Below are 13,939 nucleotides of genomic sequence, written 5' to 3'. Positions count from 1 at the left end.
CTTTTTTAATTTTTCTTAGCGAATGTAATATGAATGCAATTAATCAAATAAATGCCGTCCCTGCTATTCTTGTACCATTAGATGTGTCTGCAAGCTACAGCCTGGCTCAATTAAAGCTTTGTTGTAACAAAGATGTCGTAGATAGCCTTTACTGCAACCTCGAAATCCTGGTTTTCAACGCCGATGATGATGTTAAGCTCTGAAGAACCCTGGTCGATCATGCGGACATTTACATGAGCATGGCTGAGGGCTGCGAAGATACGACCTGCAGTACCACGTGTGCTCTTCATACCACGTCCAACTACTGCGATAAGAGCAAGGTCAGATTCGATTTCGATTGAATCTGGTGAACAGTTTCTGTGGATGGCAGAAACAACAGCCTGCTCCTTGTTGATAAATTCATCCTCATGAACAACTACTGTCATGGTGTCGATACCTGATGGCATGTGCTCGATGTTGATTCCGTTATCCTCAAAAGCAGAAAGTGCCTTACGGCAGAAGCCTACCTCAGAGTTCATAAGAGATTTAGTAATAAGCACTGTGCAGAAGCCCTTCTTTCCAGCGATACCTGTGATAACGTATTCGTTGCGCTGGCCTGTACTTTCTACAATCCATGTGCCATCATCATCTGGCTTGTTAGTGTTCTTGATATTGATTGGAATACCTGCTGAGCGTACTGGGAAGATTGCGTCCTCATGAAGCACTGATGCACCCATGTAAGAAAGCTCTCTAAGCTCGCGGTATGTGATAGTCTGCATTCCAACAGGATTCTTGACGATTCTTGGATCGCAGATTAAAAAGCCTGAAACATCAGTCCAGTTTTCGTATACATCTACCTTTGCAGCGCCTGCTACGATAGAGCCTGTTACATCTGATCCACCACGTGAGAAGGTCTTAACTCTTCCATCCTTGCCACAGCCATAGAAGCCTGGGATTACTGCATGTGGATGCTCCTCAAGAGCCTTAGCCATAGCCTTTTCTGTCTTGTACGAATTAAGATGGCCTTCCTCGTTGAAGAAGATTACATCCTTAGCATCAATAAAATCGTAGCCCAGGTATTCAGCCATAATCTTACCGTTAAGATATTCACCACGGCTGGCAAGATAATCTAATGATAGGTCTTCCTTAATGTCAGCAGCAATCTGCTTAAAATCTTCCTCAAGGCTAAATCCTTTTAGCTCAAGTCCATCAATGATTTCATCATATCTAGCCTTAATGGCTGCAAGATTAGAAGTAACATCCTTGCCCTTAGATGCGTCCTCGTATGTGCCGATGAGCATGTCTGTAACCTTTGTGTCCTTGCTGTTTCTCTTACCAGGAGCTGATGGAACTACGAAAACTCTGTTTTCATCTGCTCTGATAATGTCGCCCACCTTCTTGAACTGCTTAGCATCTGCAAGTGAACTTCCGCCAAATTTTACAACCTTTTTCATTACAAAATCCTCCTGATTAACTTAAAAGTACTCTATCATTATCTAAATCTTCGCCAGCTTTAATCTTAAATCTGTCTAATAAATCTGCCACTGTAAGGTGCGCTCTTTCCTCCCCTGATGTATCAAACACGATGTTTCCTGCATTCATCATAAGAGTTCTGTTTCCCACCTCTAGTGCCTGATGCATATTGTGGGTTACCATAAGGCATGTGATGCCTCGCTCCTTAACAATTGACTTGGTAAGCTCTAGCACCTTTTCTGCTGTGGCAGGGTCAAGGGCTGCTGTGTGCTCATCCAAAAGAAGAAGCTTTGGTGTGACAAATGTGGCCATAAGAAGTGTCAATGCCTGACGCTGTCCACCTGAAAGCAGGCCTACCGGCTGCTTCATTCTATCCTCTAATCCCATGCCAAGCAAGGATAGCTGCTCCTTAAATTTGGCTTTATCCTTGGCACTGATTCTAGAGAAAAGCTTTCCTGTAGAATGGGATGCTCTAAGATAAGCTAGGGCCATATTCTCCTCAATAGTCATGTGAGGGGCAGTTCCCTTCAGTGGGTCCTGGAATAGATGTCCTATATCCTGGCTTCGCACATATTCCTTTTTAAATGTGATATCTTCGCCATCTAAGTATATGTTTCCCTCGTCTACAATAAAAGTGCCTGCAATGGCATTAAACATAGTAGATTTGCCAGCGCCGTTTGAACCGACGATTGTGGCAAAATCCCCATCCTGCAAATCAAGGCTAAGGTTCTTGAGAGCCACCTTTTCATTGACTGTGCCAGGGTTGAAGGTCTTAGATATGTTATCAAGCTTAAGCATTACACACCTTCCTTTCTGGCACTGCCTCTATAGTTTGCAAACTCCCTCTTTTTAAGAGAAAGCTTTCTTTTTACATAAGGTGTAGCAATTGCAACAGCTACTATTATAGCAGAAACCAGCTTCAATGCCTCAGCTGGAACTGAAAGTCTTAGAGCAATTGCCACTATAAAACGATAAAGCACAGAACCTAGGATTGTGCCTAAGATTCTTCTTAAGGTGCTGCCCTTATTGCCGATTAGTGTCTGACCTATGATAAGTGATGCAAGGGCGATTGTCACCATTCCTGTTCCTATATTAATATCTGCAGACTTCTGGTACTGAGCTATAAGCGCACCTGAAAGTCCCGTCAGAGAATTGGCAATGCAAAGTCCAACCGTGATTGTAAGTGTTGGATTGATTGAAGATGACTTTACCATGTCTGCATTATCGCCTGTAGCTCTGATGGACATTCCAAGAGTTGTCCCAAGGAACCACCACAGAAGCAGTGCGATAACTAAAAGGATGGCAATGACAATGACAACCTTGTACCAATCTCCTATGAAGCTGGCACCTATTGTATCCTTGCCCAGCGAGAATACAGTGTCACATCCGAAAAGATTGGCAATGGAAGAAAATCCCATTACTGCAATATTGATTGTGTATAAGCCTGTGTTTACGATAATACCTGCAAGAATGGATTCTACACCAAGTCTGGTCTGAAGAAATGCTGTAACAAAGCCAGCGCACACGCCAGAAACCATAGCTGCGATAAGAGCTAAGAATGGGTGACCTGCAAGAGATACCATGGCTCCCACTGCGCATCCTAAGGTGAAGCATCCATCTGTAGTAAGATCTGCGATATTAAGAATTGTAAAAGAAATAAAAAGTGCCAAAGCAACCAGGGCGTAGATACACCCTAGTTCCAAAGCACTCATAAAAATCGAAGCTGTAAAAATACTAGACATTACTCAAACTCCTCCGCTGTCTGTACTTCAACAAAGCCGTCGCACATATCGCGAAGCTTGTCGTAATCCAGCTTAAGAGCTGCTGCTGTCTCAGTGTTAACTGTGGCTGTACCATTATCAAGAAGCTTTACTGGAAGCTCTGCTGGGTTCTTGCCATCTACAAGCACCTGAGCCACCATGTTAGCTGTCTCTTTTCCAAGTGTAGCGTAGTTTACACCGTATCCTAAGTAAGCACCGTTAAGTGCAAATGAATCTGCGCCACAATAGTGTGGGATGCCTGCATCAATGAACTTCTCATAGATGGCAAGCTCGCACTTCATGATTGTGTTATCTGTAGGAGTGAACACTGCATCAACACCTGCTGCTACAAGTGCATCTGCTGCAAGCATAACTTCATCGTTAGATGTTCCAGTCTTTTCAACGTACTCAACACCTGCTGCATCAAGAATAGCCTTGGCCTCCTTGATAGGGCCTGTTGAAGCATCCTGACTCTTATCGTATAACAATCCAACCTTTGAGATATCTCTATCCTGCTCAAAGATTAAATCAAAAACTGCCTGAGTGTTAAGGGCGTCAGATGTACCAGTAACATTTGCTCCTGGAGCATCATTAGACGCAACAAGTCCTGCACTCTCTGGGTCAGAAACTGCTGCAAAAACAACAGGAATCTGATTGTCCTCAGTAGCTGACTGACAAATCATTGCTGTAGGTGTGGCGATAGGCACCAGCACATCTACCTCATCATTAATAAGCTCTGTAACAATCTGATTGATTGTAGTAGCATCTGCCTGACCATTATAATAGTAGTCCTCATACTCAAATGTGCAGCCATTTTCCTTACCAAGCTCATCCAGCTGGCTCTCAAGGTTAGCAACAATCTGATTAAGTGAAGCATCATCCACATACTGAACGATACCTACCTTATATACCTTGCCATCTGTTGTTGCTTCTGTATTTGCAGCATCATCTGTAGCATCTGTGGAAGCTGCTTTATTACCACATCCAACCATTGCGGCTGAAAAAGTTAAAATCATCATTAAAGAAAGCAATCTTTTCTTCATAATATCCCTCCTAACACAATCTGTTAATAGAGAATATTGTATCACAACACTTTAACAAGTTAAAGTGTAAAATTATCTAATTATTTATTTACATTGTTTTTTCTTCTATCACTACTTAATTATACAATCAGCAATTAACATATCCTAAACCTTAGTTATTATGTTAAGAAAGGAGCATCTTATGGAAAAGAAAATCAATGCAATGTTATCGGACCTTGTTGTCTTTTATCACAAATTACAGTGCTATCACTGGTATGTTAAGGGAAACGATTTCTTCGTTATCCATACTACATTACAAAAATGCTATGAGGAAGTTAAGGAACAGCTGGATGAGCTGGCAGAATCAGCCCTAATGATTGGATATTCGCCAGTGGCTACCATGAAGGATTTCACAAAGATGGCATCCATCAAAGAAGCAAAGGCTGGATTTGTTAATTCAAAGGATATAATAAAAGATATCTTAGCAGATTATCAGCATTTGTTAGAAGCTACTGAGGAGCTTAAGAAAGAGGCTGAAGAAAATGAAGTTTATCTGATTTCAGTATTAACTGATGAGCTTATTAGCTGCTACCACAAGAAGATTTGGATGCTTTCACAGAGTCAGATGTAAGCGCCCCTCATCAGCTATCTACAACAAAAGCTACTAGTTACGGTAACAAGCAAAATATTTCTTCACTCAGCATAGAAAGCTTCGCTTAAGAAATATTTGAGCTTGTCACCTACTAGTAGCTTTTATTCCATCACTGAATCCTTGATTGTAATATAGGTGCCGCCATCCTCCTCGTAGGTGGAAAAGGTACCCTTGATTACGATTGGGTCGCCCTCGGCTGGATAATCTTCAAGGGCGTATTGTTCTGAATCCAGTAAGAACTCTAATCCCTGAGAGCAGCACTGAGTAGCATCCTGCACCACGCAGGTATAATAGGTATTGCCTGTCTCCTCATCTGTGTAGATGGCGCAGTTGCCATCCATCTTAATTGTCTGACCTTCGTAAGCCATTGGCTCCATCATCATGTTAAACACTTCTGAATATACCATTGTAGATGAAAGGGTTGTTAAATCTAAATCCACTGATGGGTCAGATGCAATAGTTTCCTCTTCTATCTCAGCTTCTGCTTCTAAGTTTTCAGTCTCCTGCACCGGCTGACTAGTAGCTGCGGTGTCATTAGAAACATCTGTAGAATCGGCCTTGTTGCCACACCCCATTAATACTACAAGGCTAAATGAACACATAATAATTAACAGTTTTCTTTTCATCTACTACCCCCTAATTCTTCCAATTAAATAACAAATCGCAAACAATACCACATCTGCTGCAACTATTGTTGAGCCTACAGGTGTGCCTGCCAAAATAGAAATGATTATTCCTATTAGAGCACAAATCATAGATGACACTGCTGAAAAAATAGTTACGCTTTTAAAATTCTTAAGTATGCTCATTGCAGATAGAGCTGGGAATATAACAAGTGCCGATATCAGCAGTGAACCTACCAGATTCATGGCAAGAACAATTATTACGGCAATAACTGTAGCTATCAAAAGATTGTAAAGGTTCACCTTTGTGCCAACAGCATTTGCAAAATCCTCATCAAATGTTACTGCAAAAATGCGATTATAAAGGAATATAAACAATATGGTTACAACTATTGCAAGTATTCCACAAACCCACACATCAGTCTTAGTAAGCATCAGTATGGACATGGAACCAAAAAGCGTAGTACACACATCTCCCGATACATTTGCTGAACTTGGGAACAGATTCATCATCATATAACCAAAAGCAAGGGCACCAACAGACAGCATTGCTATTGCTGCATCACCCTTTATCTTTGTGTTCTGCCCCTTCCTAAGAAGAAGTATCGCAAATACGATAGTAATAGGAAGCACTATAATCATTCTATTTGTAAAATTAAGTATAGTGGCAATTGCAAGTGCTCCAAAGGCCACATGAGATAATCCATCTCCTATAAAGGAATATCTTTTTAAAACAAGTGTAACTCCAAGCAGTGATGAGCAAAGAGCTATAAGCACTCCAACGATCAGAGCATATCTTACAAAAGGAAAGCTCATATATTCTATTAATGTATCTAGCATGTTACTCTCCCTTCATTTACATCATAAATTCTAGTAGCGTATTTACTTACGTTAGCAATATCATGACTAATCATAATGATTGTCATGCCATCATCATTTAGCTGCTTAATAAGCTCATACATCTCCTCTGTTACTGTTGGGTCAAGGCCTGCCACAGGCTCATCCAAAAGGATTGCCTTTTTGGTGGCACACAACGCCCTGGCTAGCAGCACACGCTGCTGCTGACCACCGGAAAGCTCTCTATAACATCTATTCTTAAGTTTTTCTATTCCCATCTTTTTAATGTTTGAAAGAGCCAGCTTTTTCTGCTCCTTTGAATAGAAAAACTTTTTGCCCAAGCTATTCTGACATCCAGACAGGACAATCTCAAACACTGATGCTGGGAAGTCCTTCTGGGCCACTGACTGCTGAGGCAAGTAACCTATCTCATTTTTCATAAGGCCATCACCAAATTCAATACTACCTGACACTGCCTGCTGCAATCCTAAAATAGTCTTCATAAGTGTGGTCTTTCCTGAACCATTCTCCCCGACGATGCAGAAATAGTCTCCTGCGTTAATCTCAAAATTGATGTTTTCAAGAACTGCCTGGTTTTCGTAACCAACTGCAAGCTCCTTTGCTGATAAAACTGCCATAATATCTCCTAAATGCTTTAGTCCGCCTGATTACTGAGACTGTTCCAAGGTTTTCATGCTCCCGGAGGCCACCTCCCATTGTCTTGCAACAGAAACTCCCCGCCGGCGTAGGTCCCCTCTGTTGCAAGACATGGGACCCTCCTCCTCGCGCTTGCCAAGACTATGTATAGTCTCAGTATCAGGCTCATATCAATCTATTATATATAGATTCCTGAAAAACATCAGTTTTTCGGGAATCGTAAATACCATCAAAATAGATTTATCGATTTTGATGTCCTGCAAAGCAGGATTCTTGCTGACAATGTCCTTGTTTGGTCAGCAAGAAGTCATAATTAAATAATTTACTATTACTAGTTTAGCGCTTCTGTGAGCACGGATAGGTTCTGCTCCATGACGCCTAGATAAGTGGTGCCGGAAGCGGCGTCGGATGAGGTGGTAGACTGCATGGAATCCATGGCAAGGATGTTAGCATCCTTGGAATTCGTATTTGCGATAATGGTGTCTGCAATCTTGTTATCTGAGTTTTCGATGGTAAGTACTGTCTTAAGACCAAGCTCATCTACCTTTTCAGATAAGAATTTGATTGTTTCGAAGCTGGCTTCGGTTTCTGCGGAGCAGCCTACAAAAGCAGCATAATAATCAAGTCCATAATCGTCTACCATGTATCTGAATGGGAAGCGGTCTCCAAAGAGAAGAGTCTTTCCTGTTGCAGCATTTACGGCATCTGCATATTTTGCATCTAAAGCGTTTATGTCATTTATATAAGATTCAGCGTTAGCTTTATACATATCAGCATTTGCGCCATCTATTGTCTCAAGGGAATCAGCGATTGCCTTTACGCAGGTAGCGGCATTCTTAAGAGATAGCCATACATGCTCATCATACTCTACCTCTTCTTCATGCTCATGCTCTTCCTCAGCTTCCTCCTCATGCTCATGTTCATCTTCTGCTTCGCCTTCATGATCGTGGTCATGCTCTTCTTCCTGCATGCCCTCTACAACTTCCTCTTCCTTAATGCTATCCTTTAGTACATCCATAAGATTGATAACCTGCTGATTTTGGTTCACAGCTGTTTTTATTGCATCCTCTGCCCACTCATCAGATTCTCCACCTACATATATAAACAAATCGCAGGTAGCAATCTTTTTAATATCCTCAGCTGTAGGCTGATAATTATGAAGGTCTACTCCATTATCAAGAAGCAATGTAAGTTCTACATTAGAATTGTCTCCTACTATCTGCTTTACCCAGTCATACTCAGGAAAGATAGTGGTCACAACAGAAATGCTATCTGCAGCTACTTCCTGTGTAGCTTCTGTAGAATCTACAACACCACCTGCAGGGCTTTCTTCTTTAGTACCACATCCAACAATTGCTCCCATTGTAATTACAGTAGCAGCCATTAATCCTATTAAGTTTTTAATTTTCATGTCTAATTAATCCTTTCGCGTCCTAAAAAATTATATCAAAATAAAGCCATATCTAACATGGGACGTTAATCAAGAATCAATTCTTACCTTCTGGGAAACTAAGCTAGTCTGAACAGACTGGCTTGAAGCAAAGTATGCAATATCTTTCATTGCAAATACAATTACATAAACTACAGTTGCAAAAATAAGACCTGCACCAATATTTTTGATATTGCTTTGACACTGCTCCAATACAAGACATATTGGACAATGTGCCTCATCGTCACAATGGTGCGACACATGCTCTGCAATAAAGATTGTAGAAAAAAGCATAACAAAAACAGTAGCAACTAATGCTACCATTGCAAGGATTCTATTGTAATTCCTGATCTTTGACATACTCTCTCCTTATATGAATCTTTAATACCCTGTCATGATAATGGCTTTAGTTCGATTTGTCAAACCCATAGATGGCATTTACTCAATCTTTCTCCTCAATCTGACATAACTAATCTTCAATCCTCAGACTCTATTATGCTAGATATAACCTACTTAGTATAACTAGTGTGAAGTTCTGAACTTTTATACTCGATAATATCTAAAATTTATGTCGAACTCATAAATTAGTATATACTGTGTGAAGTTCTTTCATTAAAAACTTTTTTCCAACTTTTAATCTCCTATCTTAAGAATTATTAGTATATATTTGCCAATCTTCACATTACATATACTATTTTTTCTGAAAAGGCTCATCTGCGGATTAAACTGGGTATATTTTTAATCATCTTCACACTAGCTAAACCACTTACGAGATTTTGTAGCAAATAATTATGACTTCTTGTGGGCTACTTAAGGAAAAAGCCCACAAGAACTTGGCTTCGCCAAGCAATATTTTCTTTCAGAAAATATTGGTCTATGTCCGGTTCTTGTTTTTCTGATGAAAAACAAAAACCTCTAGCTTCCATTATTATTTTATCTACACTTATGAACAAAAAATGAAAAAACAGTGAATTGCTGCATGAATATTCTGAAATCTACTATAATATTCTTATATTGTGGTGTAATATAATTTTTATAATGAAACCATATTGAGAGGAGGCTCTTTTATGTACGAATATATTACTATTGAACGTAAATATGGTAGTGGCGGTCACAAGATTGCTGAAGCATTAGCCAAGAAATTAGGTTATCGCCTGTACGACCGTGGTGTTGTAGTTGAGACCTGCAAGCGCATGGGATTGTCTTACGACCAGGTATCGGGCATGGACGAGCAGACTCCTATCAAGCCGATATTTAAAGCTCCTGGTAGTGACCATCTATCTATGGAAGAGCAGATTTACAATACAGAAGTTGAAATTATCCGGGAAGCTGCAAACGAACATGGTTGCATTTTCGTAGGCCGTTGTGCCAGCGAAATCCTAAAGGACAAAAAATGCCTGAAGGTATTCATCACTGCAGATGATGACTTCCGCCTAAACCGCTCTATTAACGTAGAGAAAAATGATAAAGACAAGGCTGAAGATGTAATGAAGAGATTCGACAAGAAACGTGAGAAATTCTTCACCACCCATTCTAATGAAAAGTGGGGTTCCCCTGAATACTTTGACTTGATAATTAATTCGGGGCACCTGGGGGAAGATGCCTGCGTAGCACTCCTTGAGGCCTTAGCAAAACAATAACAATCAATTAATCCCTGTAGCCAAGCAAGCAATACTGCTTGTTAACTACAGGGATTTTTTTATCCTAATATATCAATATATTCTCCAGCAAGCGCCTTGTTCATACTGCGGACAGCACAGAACTTGCCGCACATAGAGCAGGTGTCATCAAATTCTGGTGAGCGGTCTGCTCTAATAGACTTGGCTGTTTCAGGGTCAAGTGAACAATCCCACTGCTTATCCCAGTCGAAGCACTGTCTGGCTTCTGCCATGGCATTGTCCTGATCCATTGCGTGAGGAATATGCTTTGCAATATCTGCTGCATGGGCTGCGATTTTAGATGCAATGATTCCCTGCTTTACATCTTCTACATTAGGAAGGGCTAAGTGCTCTGCTGGTGTTACATAGCAAAGGAAAGCTGCACCATTTTGAGCTGCAATGGCACCACCGATTGCTGATGTGATGTGGTCGTAGCCAGGTGCAATGTCTGTAACGATTGGGCCAAGTACATAGAATGGTGCGCCCATACAAATCTTCTGCTGAATCTTCATGTTGGCTGCGATTTCATCCATTGGCATGTGACCAGGGCCTTCAACCATAACCTGCACATCCTTGTCCCATGCACGCTTTGTCAGCTCACCTAAGCGAACCAATTCCTCTATCTGGCATACATCAGATGCATCTGCAAGACAGCCAGGGCGGCATGCGTCACCAAGAGAAATTGTCACATCATATTCACGACAAATATCAAGAATCTCATCATAATATTCATAGAAAGGATTTTCCTCACCTGTCATGCACATCCATGCAAACACCAGCGAACCACCACGGGATACAATGTTCATCTTTCTTTTGTGCTTTTTAATCTGGTCAATTGTCTTACGTGTGATTCCACAGTGCAGTGTAACAAAATCTACACCATCCTCAGCGTGAAGGCGTACCACATCGATGAAATCCTTGGCTGTAAGTGTAGCCAAATCTCTCTGATAATGGATTACGCTATCGTAGATTGGCACTGTTCCAAGCATTGCAGGACATTCTGCTACAAGCTTTTGTCTAAATGGCTGAGTGTTGCCATGGCTTGATAAATCCATGATTGCCTCTGCCCCCATATCAACAGCTGCCATTACCTTTTCCATTTCGATGTTGTAATCCTTGCAATCACGGCTTACACCAAGATTTACATTTATCTTGGTACGAAGCATACTGCCAACACCCTCTGGGCTAATGCACTTGTGATTAACATTTGCAGGAATTGCCACCTGTCCTTTTGCCACAAGCTCTCTGATTTCCTCAGATGTGCGATACTCCTTAAGAGCAACCTGCATCATTTCAGGTGTGATTATGCCTTTTCTTGCTGCATCCATCTGTGTTTTATATTCTCTCATTAAATTATTCTCCTCTACTAATACATTATCTATGACACAAAAATATAATCGTTAAATACTGGCTGTAAGCCTTCCTCAGATATGTCGCTGTACATTTTTTTCAGGCTTCGTCCATCTGAAATTTCAAACTGCTCGTCACCGCAATCATCCTCTGACTCAATGCCTGTATATTTTTCCTCATGGTCGCCTATTCCTGTGGAAACTCCTGCCGAAACCTTTGTTGCAGCGATTTTTACTATGCCATTTCTAAATTCTGCTGTCTCCCTGGATGACACAGTTATTCCTACAAATGGCAGGAAGATTCTGTATGCACATAGGATTTGGCAAAGCTGCTTTTCTCCTACATCCAGTGGATTGATAGTATCGTTGTTGATGATTGGTCTTAGCCTTGGACATGAAAGTGACATCTCCGCATAAGGGTATTTTCTTTGGAGATAGTACACATGAAGTGCTGATGCTAATGCATCCTTTCTAAAATCTGAAAGCCCTAAGAGTGCGGAGAATGCTACACCTCTCATTCCACCCATTAATGCGCGCTCTTGGGCATCAAATCTGTATGGCCAAACTCTCTTGTTACCCATCAAATGAAGTGTTTCGTACTTGTCAGTGTCGTAGGTCTCCTGAAATACTGTTACATAATCCACGCCACATTCATGCAGATATTTGTAGTCATCCACATTCACAGGATAGATTTCTATTCCAACCATTCTGAAATATTTACGGGCAATCTTGCAGGCTTCGCCGATGTATTTTACATCTGACTTAGTAGGACTTTCTCCTGTAAGGATAAGAATTTCCTCCATGCCGCTGTCTGCAATAACCTTCATTTCATGCTCAATCTGCTCCATTGTAAGCTTGAGGCGGTTAATCTTGTTGTAGCAGTTAAAGCCGCAGTACACGCAATAATTCTCACAGTAATTTGCTATATAAAGTGGTGTAAAAAGATATACCGTATTTCCGAAGTGCCTGCTGGTTTCAAGCTTGGCCTTGGCTGCCATTTGTTCTAAATATGGCTCTGCTGCAGGCGATAGCAATGCCTTAAAATCCTCGATATCACATTTGTCCTTTGCAAGAGCACGTCTTACATCTGAAGCTGTGTACTTAGTGTAATCGTATGATTTCATTTCTGACATGACCTTTTGACACACATCAGACTCTATCACATCCATCCCTGGAAGGTATTTCATGTGGTCTGTCCTTGAGCTAGGGTCAGTCTCCAATCTATGCTTTTTAGCAAGTGCTGATTCTGGCAATTCATCTGAATCGATTAAAAAATTATTTTCCATGACAGCCTCCTAATGTAAGAATCCTGTAAGTGGATCTGATGCTGCTGCACCACGGGTTAACACTCTTCCTAGGCCTGCCAGATAAGCCTTTCTACCAGCATTAATTGCGTCCTTAAATGCTGATGCCATCAGTGTTAAATCCCCAGCTGTTGCAAGTGCAGTGTTTGCCATGATTGCAGCTGCTCCCATTTCCATAGCTTCACAAGCCTGAGAGGGGGCGCCTATGCCTGCATCTACGATTATTGGAAGATCGATTTCATCTATAAGAATCTGGATAAATTCCTTTGTCGCAAGTCCCTTGTTAGAGCCGATTGGTGATGCAAGTGGCATTACAGCTGCTGCACCTACATTCACAAGCTCTCTTGCCACATTTAAATCCGGGTACATATATGGCAAAACCACAAAGCCTTCCTTGGCCAGAATCTCTGTAGCTTTGATAGTTTCATAGTTATCTGGAAGCAGATATTTGCTATCACGCATAATTTCGATTTTTACAAAATCTCCGCAGCCTAGCTCCCTAGCAAGCCTTGCAATTCTAACTGCCTCCTTGGCATCCCTTGCTCCGCTAGTGTTTGGAAGAAGGGTTACATTCTTTGGAATATAATCTAGTATGTTTTCCTCATCCTTTGTGTTGGTACGGCGCACAGCAAGTGTAATAATCTCTGCCCCTGCATCCTTTACTGCCGCATCTATTAGCTTCATAGAATATTTTCCTGAACCTAATATAAATCTTGAATCAAATTCTTTCCCACCGATTACCAGTTTGTCATTTTCCATTGCATTATTCCTTTCACATTCTAAGGTGTCTGCTCACCCATAAGAAGCCTAAGCACTATGTGAGCCTCATGAGCTGCACACACCATTACTCTACTAGCTATCAGGCCAATGCCATCATTTACATCACTTACTCCGTCGCCGCACATATAAAATCTGTTTGAAAGCTTTTTGGTCACTATGTCATTGGCGCTAGAAAATCCTGCCATGCCAGAGCCCGACACAATGATTTTATCCTTGAAGTGGGTTAGCACTACATTTACTACCATAGCCTTGCACTCTGCCTTATCAAAGGCCTCGCAGACTATGTCAGCTTCACTTACAAGCTTTACAGTATTATCTTCAGTCATCCTAACAGTACGGCTTTCTATTGTTATATATGGATTAATCTCCAAGAGATTTTCCTTCAGTGCTTCAGTTTTATACATCCCCACCTGGCT

At 41.2% G+C, this 13,939-nt stretch carries 15 protein-coding genes; 2 read left to right on the top strand and 13 right to left on the bottom strand.

Annotation, left to right across the window (positions count from 1 at the left end; all coding sequences use genetic code 11):
* Positions 1 to 110: 110 nt before the first annotated feature.
* The 4 genes from IJ535_RS06120 to IJ535_RS06105 are packed head-to-tail and all read right to left on the bottom strand — an operon-like array spanning position 111 to position 4,255.
* Positions 111 to 1,433 (bottom strand): aspartate kinase, encoded by a 1,323-nt coding sequence (locus IJ535_RS06120; RefSeq protein ID WP_294300168.1) that lies wholly within the window; start codon positions 1,431 to 1,433, stop codon positions 111 to 113.
* Between the two features lie 16 nt (positions 1,434 to 1,449).
* Positions 1,450 to 2,250 carry an ABC transporter ATP-binding protein gene (locus IJ535_RS06115; protein WP_294300165.1) on the bottom strand — a complete coding sequence of 267 codons (801 nt, stop codon included), beginning with the start codon at positions 2,248 to 2,250 and terminating at the stop codon, positions 1,450 to 1,452.
* Positions 2,250 to 3,194 carry an ABC transporter permease gene (locus IJ535_RS06110; RefSeq protein ID WP_294300162.1) on the bottom strand — a complete coding sequence of 315 codons (945 nt, stop codon included), beginning with the start codon at positions 3,192 to 3,194 and terminating at the stop codon, positions 2,250 to 2,252. Before IJ535_RS06110 ends, IJ535_RS06115 begins: the two co-directional genes overlap by 1 nt.
* Positions 3,194 to 4,255: an ABC transporter substrate-binding protein gene (locus IJ535_RS06105; RefSeq protein ID WP_294300159.1), complete on the bottom strand. Its 1,062-nt coding sequence runs from the start codon at positions 4,253 to 4,255 to the stop codon at positions 3,194 to 3,196. Before IJ535_RS06105 ends, IJ535_RS06110 begins: the two co-directional genes overlap by 1 nt.
* A gap of 181 nt (positions 4,256 to 4,436) precedes the next feature.
* Here IJ535_RS06105 and IJ535_RS06100 point away from each other — a divergent pair, with 181 nt between their 5' ends.
* Positions 4,437 to 4,865 (top strand): Dps family protein, encoded by a 429-nt coding sequence (locus IJ535_RS06100; protein WP_294300156.1) that lies wholly within the window; start codon positions 4,437 to 4,439, stop codon positions 4,863 to 4,865.
* Between the two features lie 122 nt (positions 4,866 to 4,987).
* Here IJ535_RS06100 and IJ535_RS06095 read toward each other — a convergent pair whose 3' ends face one another.
* From IJ535_RS06095 to IJ535_RS06075, 5 genes are all read right to left on the bottom strand, one after another.
* Positions 4,988 to 5,512 carry a hypothetical protein gene (locus IJ535_RS06095; RefSeq protein ID WP_294300152.1) on the bottom strand — a complete coding sequence of 175 codons (525 nt, stop codon included), beginning with the start codon at positions 5,510 to 5,512 and terminating at the stop codon, positions 4,988 to 4,990.
* Positions 5,513 to 5,515: 3 nt separating this feature from the next.
* A complete protein-coding gene (locus tag IJ535_RS06090) occupies positions 5,516 to 6,349 on the bottom strand; it encodes a metal ABC transporter permease (RefSeq protein WP_294300150.1) in 834 nt (277 codons plus the stop codon).
* Positions 6,343 to 6,984 (bottom strand): metal ABC transporter ATP-binding protein, encoded by a 642-nt coding sequence (locus tag IJ535_RS06085; RefSeq protein ID WP_294300148.1) that lies wholly within the window; start codon positions 6,982 to 6,984, stop codon positions 6,343 to 6,345. Before IJ535_RS06085 ends, IJ535_RS06090 begins: the two co-directional genes overlap by 7 nt.
* 350 nt (positions 6,985 to 7,334) lie before the next feature.
* Positions 7,335 to 8,414: a metal ABC transporter substrate-binding protein gene (locus IJ535_RS06080; protein WP_294300145.1), complete on the bottom strand. Its 1,080-nt coding sequence runs from the start codon at positions 8,412 to 8,414 to the stop codon at positions 7,335 to 7,337.
* A gap of 69 nt (positions 8,415 to 8,483) precedes the next feature.
* Positions 8,484 to 8,792 (bottom strand): hypothetical protein, encoded by a 309-nt coding sequence (locus IJ535_RS06075; protein ID WP_294300141.1) that lies wholly within the window; start codon positions 8,790 to 8,792, stop codon positions 8,484 to 8,486.
* Positions 8,793 to 9,499: 707 nt separating this feature from the next.
* On the opposite strand from IJ535_RS06075, the gene IJ535_RS06070 reads away from it, so the two are divergent.
* Positions 9,500 to 10,072: a cytidylate kinase-like family protein gene (locus IJ535_RS06070; RefSeq protein WP_294300136.1), complete on the top strand. Its 573-nt coding sequence runs from the start codon at positions 9,500 to 9,502 to the stop codon at positions 10,070 to 10,072.
* 59 nt (positions 10,073 to 10,131) lie between these two features.
* On the opposite strand, the gene thiC is transcribed toward IJ535_RS06070, so the two are convergent.
* The 4 genes from thiC to thiF all read right to left on the bottom strand — a co-directional run.
* Positions 10,132 to 11,439, bottom strand: a complete 1,308-nt coding sequence (thiC, locus tag IJ535_RS06065) for a phosphomethylpyrimidine synthase ThiC (protein ID WP_294300133.1) — start codon at positions 11,437 to 11,439, stop codon at positions 10,132 to 10,134.
* A 29-nt stretch (positions 11,440 to 11,468) separates the two neighbouring features.
* Positions 11,469 to 12,725, bottom strand: a complete 1,257-nt coding sequence (thiH, locus tag IJ535_RS06060) for a 2-iminoacetate synthase ThiH (protein WP_294300131.1) — start codon at positions 12,723 to 12,725, stop codon at positions 11,469 to 11,471.
* Positions 12,726 to 12,734: 9 nt separating this feature from the next.
* Positions 12,735 to 13,502, bottom strand: a complete 768-nt coding sequence (locus tag IJ535_RS06055; protein WP_294291702.1) for a thiazole synthase — start codon at positions 13,500 to 13,502, stop codon at positions 12,735 to 12,737.
* A gap of 20 nt (positions 13,503 to 13,522) precedes the next feature.
* Positions 13,523 to 13,939 (bottom strand): thiamine biosynthesis protein ThiF (thiF, locus tag IJ535_RS06050; protein ID WP_294300130.1); only part of this gene is annotated, 417 nt, incomplete at its 5' end.

Origin of the sequence: Pseudobutyrivibrio sp. (genome assembly GCF_017471675.1) — a bacterium.
Classification (GTDB): domain Bacteria; phylum Bacillota; class Clostridia; order Lachnospirales; family Lachnospiraceae; genus Pseudobutyrivibrio.
This window is presented reverse-complemented; position numbering and strand designations above follow the sequence as displayed.

What these genes read in the sequence shown, in the direction of transcription:
- IJ535_RS06120 (WP_294300168.1), bottom strand. Translation starts at nt 1,433, where the DNA reads ATGAAAAAGGTTGTAAAATTTGGCGGAAGTTCACTTGCAGATGCTAAG.
- thiC (WP_294300133.1), bottom strand. Translation starts at nt 11,439, where the DNA reads ATGAGAGAATATAAAACACAGATGGATGCAGCAAGAAAAGGCATAATC.
- IJ535_RS06055 (WP_294291702.1), bottom strand. Translation starts at nt 13,502, where the DNA reads ATGGAAAATGACAAACTGGTAATCGGTGGGAAAGAATTTGATTCAAGA.
- IJ535_RS06100 (WP_294300156.1), top strand. Translation starts at nt 4,437, where the DNA reads ATGGAAAAGAAAATCAATGCAATGTTATCGGACCTTGTTGTCTTTTAT.
- IJ535_RS06075 (WP_294300141.1), bottom strand. Translation starts at nt 8,792, where the DNA reads ATGTCAAAGATCAGGAATTACAATAGAATCCTTGCAATGGTAGCATTA.
- IJ535_RS06085 (WP_294300148.1), bottom strand. Translation starts at nt 6,984, where the DNA reads ATGGCAGTTTTATCAGCAAAGGAGCTTGCAGTTGGTTACGAAAACCAG.
- IJ535_RS06095 (WP_294300152.1), bottom strand. Translation starts at nt 5,512, where the DNA reads ATGAAAAGAAAACTGTTAATTATTATGTGTTCATTTAGCCTTGTAGTA.
- IJ535_RS06110 (WP_294300162.1), bottom strand. Translation starts at nt 3,194, where the DNA reads ATGTCTAGTATTTTTACAGCTTCGATTTTTATGAGTGCTTTGGAACTA.
- IJ535_RS06105 (WP_294300159.1), bottom strand. Translation starts at nt 4,255, where the DNA reads ATGAAGAAAAGATTGCTTTCTTTAATGATGATTTTAACTTTTTCAGCC.
- IJ535_RS06080 (WP_294300145.1), bottom strand. Translation starts at nt 8,414, where the DNA reads ATGAAAATTAAAAACTTAATAGGATTAATGGCTGCTACTGTAATTACA.
- thiH (WP_294300131.1), bottom strand. Translation starts at nt 12,725, where the DNA reads ATGGAAAATAATTTTTTAATCGATTCAGATGAATTGCCAGAATCAGCA.
- IJ535_RS06090 (WP_294300150.1), bottom strand. Translation starts at nt 6,349, where the DNA reads ATGCTAGATACATTAATAGAATATATGAGCTTTCCTTTTGTAAGATAT.
- IJ535_RS06070 (WP_294300136.1), top strand. Translation starts at nt 9,500, where the DNA reads ATGTACGAATATATTACTATTGAACGTAAATATGGTAGTGGCGGTCAC.
- IJ535_RS06115 (WP_294300165.1), bottom strand. Translation starts at nt 2,250, where the DNA reads ATGCTTAAGCTTGATAACATATCTAAGACCTTCAACCCTGGCACAGTC.